This is a genomic window from Streptomyces sp. NRRL S-87, from assembly GCF_000719335.1.
Classification (GTDB): domain Bacteria; phylum Actinomycetota; class Actinomycetes; order Streptomycetales; family Streptomycetaceae; genus Streptomyces.
Genome location: NZ_JOGB01000028.1, coordinates 64914 through 83556, shown reverse-complemented (window position 1 = coordinate 83556; position 18643 = coordinate 64914). Strand labels below are relative to the sequence as shown.

Genomic DNA, 18643 nt, shown 5'->3' with positions numbered 1-18643 from the left:
GGGCTGAGGTTCGGGGGCGGGGGTGGGGGGTTCGGTCGGGGGCCTGTTGACAGGGGCGGCCTGCAGGCCCTGCGGCAGGCCCACCCCAGGGGCTTTGGGGCTTCGCCCTGGCCTTCGGCCACCCCTGGCCCGGGCCTGCCTCCGGTCCAGCCTGCCACCCCTGTCAACCGCCTCCCCCACACACCACGGGGCGGCACTCTCGTGAGACGGGGACCCGGGTGCTTGCCGGCGGGTCGGCGTGGGGCGGTGCCTTGAGGGCTTTCCCGTATGGCGGAGGGCGCTATGTCCGAGGGCGCTATGTCGGAGGGCGCTCGACGGGGCCTCGGTGGAGTGGGCTTCGTCGCGGAGGCTCGAGGGGCCGGGGCGAAGCCCTGGGAAACGGTGAAAGGGTGGGTGGGGGACCAGCGCCGTAGGGCAACGGCTCGCACCACCTCCGCACGCGGCCGGACCGGCGCCCAGTGACGGTGACGCACGTCCGACCGGGGCAGCCGGCTCAGACCGTGGACCACGTGCGCCGGTCGCGGGCCATGGCGTGCAGCCCGTCGACGTCGGCCGGTTTGAGGACCCCGCCGGACCGCCCGAGCACCCCCGCCTCGGTCTCCCTCACCACCCGGACGTCCCGCAGTGTCGGCGCCACCGTGACCCGGGCCGCGTCCACCACCGCCAGCACCGGCGTGACCGTGGCGGTCAGTGCGTGCGCGGCCTGCTCCGCCGCCCGCCGGACCCAGCGGGGCTCCGGACGCGGTTCGGACCGGCCCACCGAGAGGAGGAGGTCCCCGACCGAGACCCGCTGCCGCCGCCCCGCCGCCGTCCGCACCGCGAACACCCCGCCCGGCCCGATCAGCAGGTGGTCGATCTGCGCGGGCCCCGCAGGGGCGCCGGTTCCCGGCAGCGGCACCGCGTGCAGCACCCGCCACCCGAGCCCCTCGAGCGCGTCCAGTTCCGCGCCGAACCGCTGCTGCGCCAGCAGGTCGTGCCGCAGCCCTCGGGACCGGCGGCCCGGTGCCCCGTACGCGAGCTCGCCGAGCAGCGGCTCACCCGGTCGGTTCGGGGCCAGGTCGTCGTCCGGGTGCAGTGCCAGCCGGGCCAGCTCGGCCGGGGTCGGGACGGGCGGTGGGCCGACGGTGTAGGCGCCCACGAGGTACGGGCCGAGGGCCGCGAGCACCGCGTCCCGCTGCGCGGCGTCGACCAGGTTGACCCGACCGGCGTCGCGGTCGTACCAGCCGACCGTACGGCCGTCCGGCAGGCTCACCCACAGCCGGTGGCCGCCGTGGAGCAGCCCCGGTACCACCCTCAGTCCACTCATCCCCGACACCCCCTGGGTCCGGGCACCCCCCGGCCCCCCAGGCCATGGGACCAGCACGTGCACCCGGCGGCAAGAGAGCGGACGCACCCCCGTGCCCGGCCCGTCACACGCCGGGCCCGCCGAGGTCGTCCAGCCGCACCCGCAGCACCTCCGGCGGGGGATGCCGGGTCGTGGCGTGCCGTACCTCGACGGTGAGCGGCGGGTCCAGCGCGTGGTACGGCACCTCCCCGAGCCCGATGGCCGTCACGGTCCCGTCCGCCCCCGCCCCCGCCTCCGCTCCCGCGTCGGCGTCGGGGGCCTCGGCAGCGGCTTCGCCTCCCGCACCACGGCCGCCTGCCGCCCCGCTCCGTGCCCCGGACACCCCGGTCGCCCCGCTCACCCCGGTCCCCCCGGACGCACCCGCCACCCGAAGCGCCTGCGCCGTCTCCGTCCGCAGCGCCGTCGACAGCGGGCTGGAGACCACCGGGGCGTCGTCGTCCGGCAGTACCAGGACCAGCGCGCTCGGCCGTCGGGCCGGGCCCGTGTACCCGACCGCCGCCGCGTCCGTCGTGTCCGTGTGCCGGAGCTTGCGCCAGGCCCGCCGCCCCGTCGGATAGGGCTGGTCCAGCCGCTTGATCACCAGCCCCTCGATACCGCTCGCGGGCAGCGTCTCGTACCAGGTCGCGGCCAGCTCGGGATCGGTCGTCATCGGGACGGGCTGCAGTGGCGGCCCGAGCGGGAGCAGCAGGTCGACCAGCAGCGCGCGGCGTTCCTCGTACGGCCGGGGCCTCACGTCGAGCCCGCCGAGGTCGAGCACGTCGAACGCGGCGTACGACGCCGGCAGGCTCCGCGCGAGCGCGGCGGCCCGGGTCTCGCTCGCGGCCGCCGCCCGGCGCTGCACCAGCGCGAAGTCGGTGCGGCCCGCGTGCCAGACGACTACCTCCCCGTCGAGGGTGGTGCCGGGCGGCAGCGCCCGCGCCGCGGCGGCCAGGTCCGGGAAGGCGCGCGTGACGGTCCGACCGGAGCGTGCCTGCAGCACCACCTCGTCGGCGGTACGCCGGACCACCACCCGGTGCCCGTCGAACTTCGGCTCGTACGCCAGACCGGGCCCCCGCGGCAGGGACCGGACGGCGGCGGCGAGCGCGACCCGGATCACGGCGCCCGCCCCGGCAGGGCGCGGACGGCGGCGGTGGTGCGCCCGCCCCGGGTCACGGCCCCTGCCCCGACAGGTCCTGGACGGCGGCCGGGGTGCGCCCGCCCCGGGTCACGGCGCCCGCCCCGGCAGCGCCCGCGCCCGGTTCAGGTTGATCAGCGGCCCGAAGAGGTCCCCGTCCCGTTCCAGGCGCTCGATCACGTCCCCGGTGAGGAACACCAGCTCCTCCGGCCGCCGGCAGCCCGCCACCTCGTCCCAGGACACCGGCGCCGAGACCGTCGGCCGGGACCGGGCGCGCAGGGTGTACGGCGCGGCGGTGGTCTTGGCGGCCGCGTTCTGGCTGTGGTCGACGAACACCTTCCCCGGCCGCAGCGCCTTCGCCATCCGGTGCACGACCAGGCCGGGCAGGTCCCGCTCCGCCTCCTGCGCGAGTGCCTTCGCGTACGCCGACACCTCCCCGGACGGGGTCGGCTCGAGCGGCACCGACAGGTGCAGCCCCTTCGACCCCGACGTCTTGGCGTACACGTGGAAGCCGTCCGCGGCCAGCCGCTCGCGCAGCCACAGCGCGACCGTGCAGCACTCCACCACCGAGGCCGGCGCCCCCGGGTCGAGGTCGAAGACCATCCGGTCGGCGACCCCGGGGTCCTCGGCCCGCCACTGGTGGACGTGGAACTCCACGACCAGGTTCGCCGCCCACACCAGGCTCGCCAGGTCCTGCACGAGGACCTGCTCGGCCCGCTCGTCCTCCGAGCGCGGCACGCGCGCGGTCCTCACCCACCCGGGCGTGCCCGGCGGCGGGTTCTTCGTGAAGAACTTCTCGCCCGTCACCCCGTCCGGATAGCGCAGGAAGGAGACGGGCCGGTCGTGCAGGTGGGCGAGCAGGGCGCCGGCGACGGTGGCGTAGTAGTGCACCACCTCGCCCTTGGTGAACCCGGTCTCCGGATAGAGCACCTTGTCGAGGTTGCTGAGCGCGACCCGACGCCCCTCCACCTCTGTGATCGGCGTCATACGATGAGACTCCCACGAACCGGGCAACTGGTGCAGATGTTGCGGCTAGTCGCAAATATGCACGAAAGGGACTGCATCGTGCGATCCATTTGGAACGGGGCGATCTCCTTCGGGCTGGTCAGCATCCCGATCAAGCTGGTCAACGCCACCGAGAGCCACTCGATCTCCTTCCGCCAGATCCACGTCGCCGACGGCGGTCGGGTCCGCTACCGCAAGGTCTGCGAACTCGACGGCGAGGAGCTCGCCGCCGACGAGATCGGCAAGGGCTACGAGGAGGTCGACGGCTCGATCATCCCGATCACGGACGACGACCTGGCCGGCCTGCCGCTGCCCACGGCGAAGACCATCGAGATCGTCTCCTTCGTGCCGGCCGAGGAGATCGACCCGCTCCAGATGGACGCCGCGTACTACCTGGCGGCCAACGGCGCCGCGGCCGCCAAGCCCTACACGCTGCTGCGCGAGGCGCTCAAGCGCAGCCGGCGGGTGGCGATCGCGAAGTTCGCCCTGCGCGGGCGGGAGCGGCTGGGCATGCTGCGGGTCGTGGACGACGTGATCGCCATGCACGGGCTGCTGTGGCCGGACGAGATCCGGGCGCCGGAAGGGGTCGCACCCGAGACGAACGTGACCGTCCGGGAGGCCGAGCTCGACCTCGCCGACGCCCTGATGGCCACGCTCGGCGAGGTGGACCTGAACTCCATGCACGACGACTACCGGACCGCCGTCGAGGAGCTCATCGCGGCGAAGTCCTCGGGGGAGCGGCTGGAGCCGGTGGCCGCCGAGCCGCGCGGGCAGGTCATCGACCTCATGGCGGCGCTGGAGAAGAGCGTGCAGGCGGCCCGGGTGTCGCGTGGCGAGGCCGCCCCCGAGGCGGCGGCGGAGGAAGGCGGGGGCGAGGGCGGGCCGGCCGAGGTCACGCCCATCCGGCGGGCCGCGGGCGGCGGCCGCGGTGCGACGGCCGCGGCGCCGAAGGCGGTGGGCGGCAAGAAGTCCACCTCGACGGCCGCACGGGCGAAGCGCGCCGCGCCCAAGAAGGACACGACGGCGAAGAAGACGGCCGCCGCGCGGGGCGGGGCGGCCGCGAAGTCCACGGCAGCCAAGTCCACGGCCACCGGGTCCGCGACCGGGAAGTCGACGACGGCGGCCAAGTCTGCGGCGGCGAAGAAGGCCTCGAAGTCGGCCGCCGGCGCCAAGACGGCCCGCACGGCGGCCGCGGCGGGCACGAAGAAGGCGGCCTCCTCGAAGACCGCCGCCCCGCGCAAGCGGACGTCCGCCTGACCGTCCCTTCCCGCTGCCGCGCTGACGGGCCCCGAGTCCCGTCAAGCGGCTCCCCGTCAGGTGGCGAGGTGTCCGCGGCCCCAGTGGCGCTTGGAGGGCTGGCGCTGCGAAGGCTCCTCGTGCACGGGCTCCATCATCTGGTCGGGGTGGGGGTCGGACGCCGACCGGCTACCGAAGTTCCCGTATCCCATCATTTCGTGGGGGCGCAGTCCGCCCTTGGGGAGCTCCACCTGCTCCCGCTCCTCCTGCACCTCCAGCATGGCTCCGCCGGGGGGCAGGTGCGGCTGGCTCTCCGGTGTGGGTGGTTCAGGCTCCCGGTCCCGTACCCGCATGCCCAGCCAGAAGGCCAAGAGCAGGAAGGCACTGACAACCACTCCCACAACGAAGAACGGCCATATGTCAGCGAAAGTTTCCATGTGGTAAGTATTGCCCCCCTTCACCCATTTACACCATTGGGGAGCGGCTTCGGCGCCACCGGACCAGACTGGAACCGCGCAGGCACCGGCCTGCGCGGCAGGACCCGGCAGCGAGGGAGGAACGGCCATGTCGAAGCGAGGCAACAAGCGGCGCGCCCGCAAGAAGCGCAAGGCGAACCACGGCAAGCGCCCCAACGCCTGACCACCGCACCACCCGCACCACCTGCAGCACCTGTACGACCGCACCACCTGCACCACCTGCACCACCTGCACGACCGCGGCACCGCGCCCCCAGGGCGCACCCGCGACGAGGCCCGCCCCGCCCCCGGGCGCGGGCCTCGTCGTACGTCGGCCCCGCGGCCCCCCGCTGGTCCGTACGGACGTCATCGCGCCGCCCCCGACCGCGCCGCCGGGCGTGGCGACCCGGCGGCGGCCCCGGGGCCCGCTGGAGTGATCGGCATGTCGACACAACCCACGGGGCCCGGCCACGCCGGCACCACGACCGGTACCGGCGGCGGCCCCGGTGCCGGCGACCGGCCCGACGCGCCGCCCGACCGGCGCCGCTGGTGGACCCTCGGCGTGATCGGTCTCGGCCAGCTGATGGTCACGCTCGACGCCACCATCGTGAACATCGCCCTGCCCTCCGCCCAGGCCGACCTCGGATTCTCCGACGCGCAGCGCCAGTGGGTGATCACCGCCTACGCCATGGCGTTCGGCAGCCTGCTGCTGCTCGGCGGCCGGCTCGCCGACCTGTTCGGCCACCGGCGCGCGTTCCTGGCCGGCCAGATCGGCTTCGCCGCGGCCTCCGCCCTCGGCGGCGCGGCCGACGGCTTCCACGTCCTGGTCGCGGGCCGGGCGCTGCAGGGCGCGTGCGCCGCCCTGCTCGCGCCCGCCGCCCTCGCCCTCCTCACCACCACCTTCACCGAGCCCGCCGAACGCGGCCGGGCCTTCGGCGTGTTCGGGGCGCTGGCCGGCTCCGGCGGGGCCGTCGGCCTCCTGCTGGGCGGCGTCCTCACCCAGCACCTGGGCTGGCGCTCGACCATGTACGTCAACGTCCTGCTGGCCGCCCTCGCCGTCGGACCGGGCCTGCTGCTGCTCAGCCGCCGGGCCCCCGCCCGGCGCCCCCACCTGGACCTGCCGGGCACGGCGCTCGCCTCCACCGGACTGTTCTGCCTGGTGCAGGGCTTCGCGAAGGCGGGGACGTACGGCTGGAGCTCGCGGCGCACGTACGGCTTCCTGCTCGCCGGGGCCGCCCTGATGGGGGTCTTCGTGTGGTGGCAGCGCCGGGCGCCGGAACCGCTGCTTCCGCTGCGCGTGCTGCTCGACCGGGTGCGCGGGGCGGCGCTGCTGGCGATGTTCGTGACGGCGGTCGGGATGTTCGGGGTCTTCCTCTTCCTCACGTACTACCTCCAGCGGATCCGCGGCTGGGGGCCCGCCCACACCGGCCTGGCCTTCATGCCCATGTCGGCCTCGATCCTGCTCAGTTCGATCGGGAGCGGCAGTTCGGCCTGCCGGTGGCTGCCCGCCCGCCCCCGCATCCCGCTGGGCATGCTGATGGCCGCCTGCGGGCTGCTCGGCATGACGCGGCTCGAGGTGGACAGCCCGTACGTCACGCACGTGGTCCCGTCGCTGGTGGTGATGGGCGCCGGCATGGGGCTGATCATGTCGACGTCGATGAACCTGGGGACCGCGGGAGTCGCGCCCCGGGACGCCGGGGTCGGTTCGGCGCTGGTCACCGCGGTGCGGCAGGTGGGGGGCTCGGTCGGAACCGCCCTGATGAGCACCCTGGCCGCCGGTGCGACGGCCTCGTACCTGTACGAGCACGGCCGCGCGCGGGGCGGACCCGCCCGGTCGGAGGTGGTGGCGGACGCCGTCCTGCACGGCTACCACACGGGGTACGCGGTCGCGGCGGGCATCTTCGCGCTGGGAGCCGCGGTCACCCTGCGCATGCTCCCGGCGGGGTTGGTCATGACCCCTCGGGGGCACGGGCGGGGGCCCGGAGGTCCGGGTGGTCCGGGTGGTCCGGGGGCCCCGGGCGGTCCCGGGGTCAAGGGCGCCGGGGAGCCAGCGGACCCCGGCGGCACGAGGGGTTAGGCGGGCCCGAACAGCCGGTGCGGCCCGAGCAGCCCGAAGGGCCCGGCGGACATCCGCCGGACCCTTCGGTATCTCTCAGCTCTCAGCTCTTAGCTCTCAGCTCTTAGCCCTCGGTTCTCCGCCCTCACCTCTTTACCTCCTCGGCACGGGGAGAGGCGTCGGTCGGCCGGCCGGTCCGGGTCGGACGGAGCCGACGCCCGGACCGACGGCGGACGCTCAGGGGCAGTTGGCGACGGAGCTGCGCACCCGGTCACCCGTCGACGCGTGCTTCACCTTGCACGCGTCGGTGCCCAGTCCGCCGTCGACCTGTCCGTAGCCGGGGCCGATCGTCACGGCGGTGTCGGCCAGGCCGCGGATCCGGTCGTTGCCGGGGCCGCCCAGGACGATGCCGGCCGACTCCGTACCGACCGCGCGCGGCTCGACGGTGTCGTCGCCGCTGCCGCCGAGCACGCGCCCGCCGAGGTCGACGGTGCCGGTGGTGATGAAGTCGTCGTCGTCGTTGCCGAAGACCTGGCCGCCGCCGCGCTCGTACGGGCCGGGCTGGCCCATGACGCTGCCCGTGGTGATCTTGTCGTTGCCGTGGTCGCCGTAGACGGCTGCGCCGTGCTCGGCCGTACCGACGACGAGGGCGGTGATGATCGTGTCGTTGCCCGCGCCGCCGCGGACCGAGGAGTCGTCGTTCTGCGGGGCGAGGTTGTTGACCTGGAGGGTGTCGTCGCCGTCGCCGCCGAGCACCTGGGAGTCGATCAGCATCCCCTTGACGCGGATGTTGTCGTTGCCCTTGCCGCCGTAGATGATCACGTTCTTGACGTCGTTCTCGCACAGGATCGTGTCGGCGCCCTCGGTGCCGTAGACGTTCCCGGGAGGGGCCTCCACACCGTTGACGGTGCACCACTGCGAGGGCAGGCCGTCCGCGACGGCCGTGGTCGGGGCGGCGGCCAGGGAGGCGGCCATCACGACGGACGCGGCGACGGCATGCAGGCTGAGACGGACGGCTTGGTGTGCACGCGGCATGGAGACTCCCGTACGTGGGGTTGGCTGGGCCCGGTCAGTGTGAACCGGACAAACCAGGACCTTGCGGGCGCCACACCGGCAATCGGCGCACTCGTACTCCGTACGAAGGGTCGTACCCGGGACCGCGGGCCCGCCGACCGGGGGACGCGGGGCCCCTCCGGCGTGCGCCAATCCGGTACTCCTGGACGGGCGGGGGCGGCGTACGGCCGGGCCGCGGGAAGACATCCCGGCGTTGCAGCGACGACGCCGGGAGACCCGCCATGACCGAAGACCGGACCACCACCGCCCCAGCGCACCCCGAGCGCGACGGCCACCGGCCGGCGAGCGTCGGCGGCTGCCCCGAGTCCCACGCGCACCCGCCCGCCCGACCGGACCGGAAGGCCGGGTCCGACCGGGTCCACCACTGGCCCCTCGACGACTTCGAGGCGCTGGACTTCGACCCCTTCCTCGCCGACCGGCTGCGCGACGCGCGGGCCGTGCGCATCCGGCTCCCGTTCGGCGAGGGCGACGCGTGGCTGATGTCCCGTTACGCGCACGTCAAGGCCGCCACCACCGACCCGCGGTTCAGCCGGTCCGAGCTGGTCGGCCGTACCGTGACGGCCTCCTCCCCGCACGCCATCGCCTCGCAGCAGGCCTCGCTCAACTACGCCGACCCGCCGCGCCTGAACAACATGCGCCGGGTGGTGGCCCGCGCCTTCACGGGCAAGGCCATGCAGCGGCTCCGGCCCCTGGCGCAGGCCACGGTGGATGGGCTGCTGGACGCGATGGAGCGCTCCGGCAAGCCCGCCGACCTGGTCGAGCACCTGCACGGGCCGTTCCCGCTCGCCGTGGTCAGCGACCTGCTCGGCATGCCCGCGGCGCTGCGCGCGGACATGGTGTCCTGGGCGAACATCGCCATGACCCCCGGCCTCGCGCCCAAGGCGAGCACCGACGCCCTCGCGACCGTCCGCGAGACCATCGTCAAACTGCTCGCGCTGCGCCGCGCCGAACCGGCCGACGACCTCGCGGGCGTACTCGTCGCTGCCGCCGACGCGGGCGAGATCACCGAACCCGAGGCGATCTCCCTGGCCACCGCGATCCTGGTCAGCGGCACCCACGCGGTCCGCAACAACAGCGCGAACATGATCTACGCCCTGCTCACCCACCCCGAGCACCTCGCCCGGCTGCGCGCCGAACCCGAGCTCATCCCGCAGGCCGTCGACGAACTGCTCCGCTTCATCCCGCACCGCAGCGGCGTCGGCCTGCCCCGCATCGCCACCCAGGACGTCGAGATCGCCGGCGTCACCATCCGCGCCGGCGAGGCCGTCTACTCCTCCTACCTCGCCGCCAACCGCGACCCCGAGGTCTTCCCCGACCCCCACACCCTCGACTTCGACCGGGGCCCGATCGCCCACATGGCCTTCGGTAACGGCCCGCACCACTGCGTCGGCTCGATGCTGGCCCGCATGGAGTCCGAGCTCATGCTCAAGACCCTCCTCGACCGCTACCCCAACCTCGCCCTCGCGGTCCCCGCCGACACCCTCACCTGGCAACCCGGCGCCCTCATCCGAGGCCCGGTGACCCTCCCCGTCACCTGGTAAGCCGCCCCCTCCGCAGCCCCCGGGACCCCGCCTCGACACCCCACGCGAGGCGGGGTCTTCCCCTGTCCGCGGGAGGGCGGAGACGCGCGCTCCCCGAAGTCCCGGTCCACGCCAGGGCGGCCGAAAGACTGGTGCGCGGGGCAGACGGAACCGGGTAACGTCGTCGTCATGTTCTTCCAGACGCCGGTTCACGAGTGAGAGCGTGACGGGCCCCTGCTGACGTCCTCAGGCGTCGCCGCCCCTCACCCACCGATGAATCCGTAGATCACTCCACACCATTGCCGGGAGAACCCGTGACCAAGAGCAAGAACATCAACAACCCCGTGGGCCAGGGCGGCGGACAGCGCAAGCGACTGTCCCGCGCCGAACGGGCGAACAACGGCCCGCACCGCAACCTCGACCGCCAGGGCGCCGCCGACAAGAAGGCCGAACTGCTGCGCAAGATGCGCGAGAAGGCCGGCACGGCCGAGGCCGCCGAGCAGGCGGTCGACGACACCACCCAGAGCTGACGCACCGCCGCCGCAGGGCGGCACCGCACGGGCAGGGCCCGGACCGCGAGAGCGGTCCGGGCCCTGCTGCCGTACAGGAGAGACCGGACGGCGGCCCATGGCGCCAAGCGCGATGTACGGGTCTGAGCGGCTTGAGACTCCCACGCGCCACTCACGCGAGAACAGCGAGAGACAACGAGAAAGCCCCGGACTCAGTGGGACTGAGTTCGGGGCTTCATCTTCGGCACTCGCGCAGACCAGCCGGTGTTTCCGCTGCTCTCTACGAAGTGCCCCCGGCAGGATTCGAACCTGCGCACACGGCTCCGGAGGCCCCGTGCGTCTCACGCGTTTCAGCAGGTCAGAAGGTCGCAGGGAGTCTGGTGGGTGCCATCAGTCCACGAATGGGCCACGGGTTATCCCTCTAGGCGGCTTGGTGCACCGCTAGGCGAAGAGAGTGCCCGCGCTTACAGCCGCGCTCTCGGCCTGTGCGAAAGCTTGCTTAGCGTACTCGGCATCATCATCGGGAGTGATCAGGTTGGCCGGCTCGTGTATGGCTGCGGCCTTGGCGGCTTTCCGCGCCCGCTTCTTTGCCCTACGCTCTGCGGCGATTTGCTCGCTGAACGTCTTCCGGTAGGCGAGGGACTCTGCCTGCCTAGCTGGACTCAGGGCAGCCAGCCTCGCCGGGGAGGAGCCGTCGGTTCGCAAGCAGGCCCACTGGCTTCCGTTGCTGAGCTTCAACCCTCCCAACTCCAAAGCCCGTTCACGGTTGGCTTTCCAATGGCCGTTGAGAACCTCGAAGCCTTCTTCAAGCAATCTCTGGCGAGTCTCTCCGCGGAAGCGACGCGCCTCGTCTACCTGCTGTCCGATGGACTCGATGGTGTGGCGGTGAATGATCATGCCTTCACAGCGTTTGAAGAGTTCCAAAGCCCGTGCGTCGCCGCCTCGCGGAGCGAGAATGGCGTCACGGTCTTCCTTACGAAGGCTCATCAGGAAATTCTCTGGGATCGGTGTCCCAGGCTGAACGAGCCAGAGGATCTCGCAAATGCCGCCCGGGCTCTGGATGGTGCGCTTTCCATCGCGGTTTCCACCCACTAGGATCTCGTCCCTAATGCGGATGAGGCCTACTGCCATCTCACCGGTTACGTCATCTCCGTGTACCAAAAGGCAGATGTGACCCACAGCCTCCGGGGGTATCTGCCAGCCCCCAAAATTGCGAGACCACTTGCAATCGACGTCGACACCGCGCACGTCGAAGTCCATGCCAGCGGAGCCCTCATCCAGCTGGTATTCACCGCGCACAATGTTCTCGATATTCACGCCCAGGTAGCCCTTCTCCTGGTCGTTGCATTGGTCGAGTGTCCAGCGGCGGGTGCGGGGCGTAGCGATGACTTCATCCGTGGCCTTCCGGATGATCGCACCCATTCGGCTGCTCACGTCCGGCAAGAAAAAATCGAAGGCGGTGCCTATGCCTCGGTCAGCCTCGCGAGTGCTGGGGATGGGCTGTCCGATTGAGGTGGCTGCCATTTTGTCGGCCCGACGGGCGTGCGCACCTTGCCGTTCAACCAGGTCTGATCCGAAGAGAAGTTGCTCATCCATTGTTGAGTTACTCCACAGTCGTCAAGTAATTGGCAGTGGCTTCTTTTGTCGGTTACGCAGAAGCCATTGCGGGCATGCGCGACGCATAAGACTTGGTGCGATCTACTCCAGTGGCGCTCTTGGACATCCACGTTCCGAGATTATTTAGGGCGTCAGTTGGCGGTTCCCAGCCGAATTCGGCACAAAGGACATGGATGGCGAGGCGAGGAGGAACGGCATTTCCGATCTGCTGCCCGACGTCTTGGCCGGACCAAGGGTAATCCGTCGGGAATGTTTGGAGGCGGCCTGCTTCCGAGAAAGAGAATCGATCCATCTCGACGCCATCGACCGATACCACCCGGTTGCGTGAGATTTTCCCGGTTACGGTCGCCGAGGGCTCCCATGACCCGCGCCGCCCACGCGCCTTGGGTTCTCCGCCAGTTCCGTAGTTTGAGATCACCAAGAAAGGCGAATCTCGGTTCAGGACGTCTTCCATCGTGCGCCAGGGTTCCAGGCGAATGTCCCCTGAGTCACGTGAAATCCCTTTGCGATAGGTGCGATGGGTGGGGGCTGGCAGCTTCACTGGCTCAGATCCCATTCGAGCGACGAGGACAGCTCTTTTGCGGGTTTGAGGAACCCCGTATGCCTCTGTGCGCAGGAGTCCACAGTTGACCGAGTAGCCCTCGCTGCGCAGAGCCTCGGCGTAGGCTTCCCAAACCGGGAGTACCGCGGGGACCTGCTCCAACACAATCGCTCGATAGGGCTTGTCGAGATCGTCGATTGCTTCCAACGCCCAGCGAAGCGGCTCCAATACCAGACCGGTCCGCTCGTCCTCCAGCTTGGAGAGGTCCTTCGCGATCTCTTCGCGGTCCTCTCGGGCCACCATCCGATCGACGAAGGCCAATACGTCATCGAGTGCCCTGCGCCCAGCGCCATTCCCTGCAACGGTGAAGGTCTGGCAGGGCGGCCCGCCTGCGAGTACATCGGCGTCAGGAAAGAAGGCTGGTCCGTACCGGCGCACGTCGTCCTCGATCGTTGCCAACCCGGCCGCGTGGCGCGTTGCGCATGCAGCTGAATCCCATTCCACACCCACTGTCGCTAGGCCCAGCTTCTCGGCGGCGACGTCGAGCCCGCCAGGTCCGGCGAACAGGTCAACGATCTGGACGGGCTGCACTTGCTCTCCACGGGGGTGTTGGCATGAGGGCGTCCGAGCCGGGGTTGTCGGCATCTGAACAGCGCGTATCAGGGTATCGCGCACCGGTGACAGCGCCGCTGCTGTCGGGATCGATGGATCTACTAGTTGATCAACGGACCCTTGTGGCGCGGGGTGTTTTCCCAGATCAGGCCGTCGAGGGGACTTCGAATTCGGCTGCCGATACGTGGGCTTCCAGACAGCTACTCAAGCAGAATCTCTTCGGGCCGCCGGTTTGTGACGGTGGTCTCTCGTCCGGTGAGTATGTGATCGATGCAGGCCTCGAGGTCTCCGCCGTGGTCGTCCCGGGCCATGCTCCTGAGCTCCCGAGCCAGGTCCACCCCGTTGATCAGAACGATCGGGTACTGGTCCTCAACAATTTCGGTCTGTGCAGGCACGGAGTAGGCCCCGGTCGTGACGTATACGCCGATCCAGCCGCGTCGCAGTCGGGCCACGACACGAGCGATCTGCTCGGCAGTGACCAGGTTGTCGAGCTTGACGCACTTGGCCTGGCCGAGGACGACCAGACTGGTACCGGCGAGACCACTGCCGATGTCGAGCCGGCCGACGAAGTCCGCTCCGCCGTCGCCGGACCTGCGCGTCAGCCACCCCTCGACGTAGCTGTTCCCGGCTCCACGGAACACACGGGCCGCGACCGCGGACGCCACGGCCTCGAAGTCGTGCTTACGGCCGTCGAAGTATTTGTAGATCAGCTCCAGGTCCTTGGCTTCGGTGGTTCCCGGCTTGGGGCGCTGCTCTGGCACCTTGGTCACCTTGGCCCGGGCAACCCGACGGCGGATCCTGGGCAGGGCCGAGTTCCCGTGCTTGACCCACTCACGCCAAGCCCGCGGAGCTTGTTCGAGAGTCTCCGTGTTGCCCACGGTCTTGTCCCTGCGGGAGCCGATCCACTCCCACGAGACCTTGTCGTCTTCGTCCGTGAGGTCGATCAGAGCAATGTCGTAGACGTAGTTCGTAAACGTCGTGTGGTCGCTGCCGCCCCACTGCACCAGCCGCTCGGCCCTCTCGATGATCCCCAGACCACAGAACTCGACGTGCCCCTTGACCTTGCCGCTGCGCGAGACCGCCCGGAACAGCAGCAACGGGATGGCGGCGGCCCGCTCCTCGGGCGTGTGCCCCTGGTGCCCCGTGAAGGCATCGAGCAGGGCCGCATTGCCGTTGGTCTTCCCCGGCGCGACGGTGGTGGTGGCCTTGTGGTCACCGAAGTAGCGGACGTGCCCGTTGTCCATGTCGAACACGTCATGCCAGGGCGTCTGCTCGGTGCCGGCCTTCCATGGACTTGATCGGATGAGGATCACTGGCCGGCGTTCCGCGTCGGCCGTCCGGACCTTCGCCATGCCGTTGATGCCGGCCTCCAGCAAAGCCCGAGCGAGTTCCGGAGAGTGGGTCACGTGGTGGAAGTTGGGGTACCCGTCCAGCATCGCTGGCACCGGATCCTTGCCGGTCGCGTAGCGATAAACCTGACCAACACGCAACTGACCACCCACGTATCCCCCCACAGCAGTACGGGCCTGACGATCTTCGACGACGGTAGCGGCCAGCACTGACAGGCGGGCGGAACTTCCGAGGCTATGAGCTTGGGAATCACCGATGTTGAGAACCCGAAGAGCGGCTTGACCTGCGGAAACTGGTGCCCCGTCCCAGCGTCCCCCGCTGTCCATGGTTCCCCGACTCACCTGGCATGCGTCTGGCACGGCTGGCCTTCTGATCCGTAGCTCTACATAGATCAGTCACTGGGGGCCATTGCGGTCATCACGCAGCCTTGGAGGGGGGCTACTGGACGCTGCCCGTCTCCATGGTTGCGGTACCTCACTGCTGTACTTCCGCTTCGCCGACTCGCGCCCGTAGTGAATCCCGGCGAGCAGGAGGGACAGCCCGAGGAAGCATCGTGAGATCGGATCACGATCCCTGACCACGGCGATCAGAGACGGCATGCCGAGTACCAGCCACCAACGCGGATGGTTGCGCCAGTCACCTTGCCCGCCATCCCCTACCCTCCAGCCAAACGCAGCCGGCTCGCCTCACCACACTTCTTCTCGCGTTGCTTGCGCGGGAGTTGACTCGGCCTGCTAACGTGGAACTACAGATGTCCCACGACGCAAACGGGACGCTGCGCCGTGTAGGAGACGCGGGGCCCATCGGGCCAACGCCCCTCCGGCCGCTTACTTAGCTTCGAGAACTGAGCGTCGGCAGATCTCAGCCTAAAAACACCCATTGGGTGGTTGGGCTGAGGTCTGTCCTTTTTTGCCCAATCACCCTCCAATCCGGAGGGATCGAATTGGTTACGCAGCCCGCACAGCGTCCGCAGAGCACGAAGATCCTCTGCGTCCTGCTGGCAGGATCCTTGGCCGTCATCGTCTCGCTGATCGCCGGCATCCTCGTGAGCACGACCGGGGCGACGCTCGCCGAGGCCTTTCTGTATGGAGGCGGCGCGTTCGCGGTGAGCATGACGCTCTTCCTGGCCGTTCTTTCAGCCATTGGGCTCGTGTGACCGCAGCCACGGACCCGCTGCCACAACCACAAGCTGCCCTGCTGTCATCCCGTCTGCCGTCGACCCACACGGAGTGATAGCGGGGCAGGCTTCTGGGGCCCAGGTGGAGCGCCCTGCTGGACGAACGACCTGGGCCCCAGAAGCCTGGTCTGCTATGGCTTGCCTGGGTCGACGGCAGACGGGATGACAGCCCCCACCCCCACCACCAACCGGCCCGCAGCCGCACGACGGGCCCCGTCCATCCCGGAGCCTGAGCGCCCCCGCCGGAGGCATCGTTCTGACCGGCAGCCAGCAGATCAGAGCGGGTTCAACCCATCGAGCCCTTAGCCACGTGGCGCGCGGCCGGCGCCCCGGGCTGGAGCGGGGCGCAGACAGGAGCGCAGGCCCGGGGCGACGGGCGCGCGACGCCGCCTTGGGCGGCGGAAGCGCCCTTGATGAGGTAGAGAAACCTGTAACAACTCGGGCTTGCCGCGGCGGTCTTGCCGATCTGGCCAGCGGCTGTTCGCATGTACGTGGGGACGGCACGCAGGGGGCGGCTGATGAGCGGGCTGACGGTTCATCCGTGGAAGAAGCACGGCAAGGATCGGCTCTATGTGAACCTGCCGGACGGCACGGCTGTCGCCTGGGCGGATCGAGCGACCAAAGCTGTGACTATCAAGATTCAGAAGTACCAGGACGAAGCTCTGGAGCTCCTTCGAGGTCACCTTGGCGACGGCCTGGTCGTCACCTCTGCTGCTGCGCCTACTCGTGAGCCCCGCCCCGTGACTCCTTCCGTCGAGTCAGGGCACCCCGCCCACGCGACCGCGCAACGCCGAATCGAGAGGCCGGCGCCTGTCCCGCCGCTCAGCCCGAGCGAGGACCTGGCCAGGAACCGGCCCGGCTCACGGGTCGTCGGGATGATCGCCGAACGAGGTCCGTCGATGGTGCAGCGGCTGAAGGCCAAGTTGCTGCGGCAGTCCTCGGAGTGGGACAGCTGGTACGCCGGCCTGGAAGGTGAGCGCCGGGTAGGTCGTGAGCTGGAACGCCTTGCCCCGCTCGGCTGGCGGGTGCTCCACGGCATCGAGAAGGGCAACGGCGGCGACATCGATCACGTGCTGATCGGCCCTGGCGGAGTGTTCAGCATCAACACCAAGCACCACCGGGGTGCCTCGGTCTGGGTCGGCGACTCGATGGCCAAGATCAACGGCGGGAAGCCGCGTCCTTACGCTGCGGCAAGCCATTCCGAGGCGGACTTTGTACGGCGGGTGCTCGGGCGGTACTGCGCCTTCGACGTGCCCGTCGAACCGGTCCTGGTCTTCGTCGGCGTCGCCTCCCTGGACCGGGCGGCGACGCAGTACACCGTCCGCGTCTACCAGGAACGGGAGGTGGCGGCTCTCGGGCCGCTCACTGGGAAGCTCACGCCCGAGCAGGTGGAGCACGTGCACAGCGTCGCTCGTCACCGACGCATCTGGCTCCGCGCCTGACCGGTCGCGTCGGGCAGGAGGCGGCTCGTGAAGCCCCGTTGGCGCAGCCGTTCGTAGGCCTCGACCACGTCGCGAGGGACCTGTTGGCTGATCATGAAGCCCTGTTCGGGGTAGACCAACAGCCTTTGCAGGGCGCCGACCAGCATGTCGATGACCAGTCGCGGGTCGCCGATGGAGTCGACGTATTCGTCCAGCGTCATCGGGCTGGAAGCGCTGATGATCCTTACGCCGGGCCAGAGCTTTCGTGCCGTGGCGTACGCGCGGCGCTCCTCGTACGGCTTGCTGATCAGCAGAACGGAGGACACATCGACGCCGGCCTCTCGCAGCAGTTCTCGACTGAAGCTGATGTTCTCGCCCGTGTTGCGGGCTCGCGGCTCCACGAGCACGGCAGAACTGGGAACCCCGAGCTCCAGCGCCCGCTCGCGGTAGTGAACCGCCTCACCGCGAGGCATCCTTTCGCGCGTCGTCGGGCTGGTGGCGCCGGTGAACACGAGCAGGGGGGCCATGCCGCGGTTGTACAGGTCGACCGCCGTCTCGGCCACGCCCAGGTCGTGGCTGCCGAGCCCGATCGCTACCGAGCACGGCCGCGGAGCGTGGCCCATCTGGTGGTAGTCCCAGATGAGTCGGGTATCTGCCCAGTCCTGGGTCGTGATCACTTCTGGCCTTCCCTGTCATTCGCCGAGTCCGGCACCTGGAAGTCGTACTCCCAGGCGAAGCGCGAAGCAGCGTGCACGCCGATAGCGAATTCGACCACGGTGCCGTCGGCTGTGTAGGTCGTCCGGTGCAGCTCGACCACCCATTCGCCCTGCAGAAGCTGCAAGAGCCTCACCTCGTCAGCAGTGGGCGTACGGGCGAAGATCCGCTCCTTCATGTGGTCGATCTCGTAGCCGGCGTCGTACAGGACGCGGAAGCCACCACCGCGGCCAGCCGGGCCGGGTGTCGGATCCACCAGTCGGGTTCCTTCGACGTGCTCCGGTCGGTAGTAACTGGTCAGCGTGTGCGTTGGCTGGTCGCCTTCCTTCACCAGCCGTGCGCGGGCGTAGACCGGCGCGCCCACCGGTAGGCCATGTGCGGCAGCCACCTCGGCCGGCGCCTCAACGAGGCTGACAGACTGGGTCTGCTCGTTCCGGCGGTACGCCCGGCCAGAGGCCACGCGGTCCGCGATGAACGCCACCTCGTCCCCGTCACGCCACTTGGCCTTGTCGTAGCGGGCGATGCCGAGCCGCTTCAGCGGAACTTGCTGACGTACAACAGTTCCGTGACCTCGGGATGAGGTCACCAAGCCTTCCGCTTCCAGCGCCTTGTAGGCCGCGTGGACGGTCGCCTTCGAGCCCTCACCGGCGTCTACCAGCTCCCTGATGTGCGGCAATTGCTGGCCGGGGGCGTAGTCGCCCCGTCTGATCTGCTCGGCCAGCTTGTCTGCCAGCTCTCTCCACTTCGGCGCCACCGCGTATCCCTTTCGTCGACCTCAAGTCAAACACAGTCCTAGGACTGTTGACAGTCCTAGGACTGCACTGCACTATCTACTCAAGCGCTCGCAGTCCTAGGACAGCGAGAGTTGGTGGCCCTCTTTGGGCTGCCCCGACAACGC

Annotated in this window: 16 protein-coding genes; 6 read left to right on the top strand and 10 right to left on the bottom strand. The window is 70.0% G+C overall.

The annotated features are described in order from the left end of the window. Positions 1 to 493: 493 nt before the first annotated feature. The 3 genes from IF43_RS0119465 to ligD form a co-directional block, all read right to left on the bottom strand. Entirely contained in the window at positions 494 to 1306 is an 813-nt protein-coding gene (locus IF43_RS0119465; RefSeq protein WP_030201994.1) for a nuclease-related domain-containing protein, read from the bottom strand. A 103-nt stretch (positions 1307 to 1409) separates the two neighbouring features. After that, positions 1410 to 2438 (bottom strand): hypothetical protein, encoded by a 1029-nt coding sequence (locus IF43_RS0119460; protein ID WP_030201991.1) that lies wholly within the window; start codon positions 2436 to 2438, stop codon positions 1410 to 1412. Between the two features lie 111 nt (positions 2439 to 2549). Further along, positions 2550 to 3446: a non-homologous end-joining DNA ligase gene (gene ligD, locus IF43_RS0119455; protein ID WP_030201988.1), complete on the bottom strand. Its 897-nt coding sequence runs from the start codon at positions 3444 to 3446 to the stop codon at positions 2550 to 2552. Positions 3447 to 3524: 78 nt separating this feature from the next. On the opposite strand from ligD, the gene IF43_RS0119450 reads away from it, so the two are divergent. Continuing rightward, a complete protein-coding gene (locus IF43_RS0119450; RefSeq protein ID WP_030201986.1) occupies positions 3525 to 4721 on the top strand; it encodes a Ku protein in 1197 nt (398 codons plus the stop codon). A gap of 56 nt (positions 4722 to 4777) precedes the next feature. Here IF43_RS0119450 and IF43_RS0119445 read toward each other — a convergent pair whose 3' ends face one another. Continuing rightward, positions 4778 to 5137 carry a DUF6479 family protein gene (locus IF43_RS0119445; protein ID WP_051795640.1) on the bottom strand — a complete coding sequence of 120 codons (360 nt, stop codon included), beginning with the start codon at positions 5135 to 5137 and terminating at the stop codon, positions 4778 to 4780. A gap of 459 nt (positions 5138 to 5596) precedes the next feature. Between IF43_RS0119445 and IF43_RS0119440 the strand changes: the two genes are divergently transcribed. Further along, the gene (locus IF43_RS0119440; RefSeq protein WP_063753366.1) at positions 5597 to 7231 is read left to right on the top strand and encodes an MFS transporter; all 1635 of its coding nucleotides are present in this window, start codon (positions 5597 to 5599) and stop codon (positions 7229 to 7231) included. Positions 7232 to 7447: 216 nt separating this feature from the next. Here the strand turns inward: IF43_RS0119440 and IF43_RS0119430 are convergent, their stop codons facing one another. Further along, complete coding sequence (locus IF43_RS0119430; protein ID WP_030201977.1) at positions 7448 to 8245, bottom strand: hypothetical protein; 798 nt, start codon at positions 8243 to 8245, stop codon at positions 7448 to 7450. 260 nt (positions 8246 to 8505) lie between these two features. On the opposite strand from IF43_RS0119430, the gene IF43_RS0119425 reads away from it, so the two are divergent. Beyond that, positions 8506 to 9825: a cytochrome P450 gene (locus IF43_RS0119425; protein ID WP_078910287.1), complete on the top strand. Its 1320-nt coding sequence runs from the start codon at positions 8506 to 8508 to the stop codon at positions 9823 to 9825. A 293-nt stretch (positions 9826 to 10118) separates the two neighbouring features. Further along, entirely contained in the window at positions 10119 to 10334 is a 216-nt protein-coding gene (locus IF43_RS0119420; protein WP_030201972.1) for a DUF6243 family protein, read from the top strand. A 420-nt stretch (positions 10335 to 10754) separates the two neighbouring features. Here IF43_RS0119420 and IF43_RS38160 read toward each other — a convergent pair whose 3' ends face one another. The 3 genes from IF43_RS38160 to IF43_RS0119410 all read right to left on the bottom strand — a co-directional run bounded on the left by IF43_RS38160 (position 10755) and on the right by IF43_RS0119410 (position 14585). Then, entirely contained in the window at positions 10755 to 11909 is a 1155-nt protein-coding gene (locus IF43_RS38160; protein WP_078910286.1) for a NaeI family type II restriction endonuclease, read from the bottom strand. Positions 11910 to 11961: 52 nt separating this feature from the next. Continuing rightward, positions 11962 to 13062 (bottom strand): DNA cytosine methyltransferase, encoded by a 1101-nt coding sequence (locus IF43_RS39605; RefSeq protein ID WP_078910285.1) that lies wholly within the window; start codon positions 13060 to 13062, stop codon positions 11962 to 11964. 221 nt (positions 13063 to 13283) lie between these two features. Continuing rightward, complete coding sequence (locus IF43_RS0119410) at positions 13284 to 14585, bottom strand: restriction endonuclease (protein WP_030201968.1); 1302 nt, start codon at positions 14583 to 14585, stop codon at positions 13284 to 13286. Between the two features lie 857 nt (positions 14586 to 15442). On the opposite strand from IF43_RS0119410, the gene IF43_RS36605 reads away from it, so the two are divergent. Both IF43_RS36605 and IF43_RS0119400 read left to right on the top strand, forming a co-directional pair. Next, the gene (locus IF43_RS36605) at positions 15443 to 15589 is read left to right on the top strand and encodes a hypothetical protein (protein ID WP_234332321.1); all 147 of its coding nucleotides are present in this window, start codon (positions 15443 to 15445) and stop codon (positions 15587 to 15589) included. 539 nt (positions 15590 to 16128) lie between these two features. Continuing rightward, positions 16129 to 17052: a nuclease-related domain-containing protein gene (locus IF43_RS0119400; protein WP_037889165.1), complete on the top strand. Its 924-nt coding sequence runs from the start codon at positions 16129 to 16131 to the stop codon at positions 17050 to 17052. On the opposite strand, the gene IF43_RS0119395 is transcribed toward IF43_RS0119400, so the two are convergent. Then, positions 17025 to 17708: a YdcF family protein gene (locus IF43_RS0119395; protein ID WP_030201963.1), complete on the bottom strand. Its 684-nt coding sequence runs from the start codon at positions 17706 to 17708 to the stop codon at positions 17025 to 17027. The genes IF43_RS0119400 and IF43_RS0119395 overlap by 28 nt on opposite strands. Next, a complete protein-coding gene (locus IF43_RS0119390) occupies positions 17705 to 18499 on the bottom strand; it encodes a GntR family transcriptional regulator (RefSeq protein ID WP_030201962.1) in 795 nt (264 codons plus the stop codon). The genes IF43_RS0119395 and IF43_RS0119390 overlap by 4 nt, the downstream gene beginning before the upstream one ends. Between the last annotated feature and the right edge of the window lie 144 nt (positions 18500 to 18643).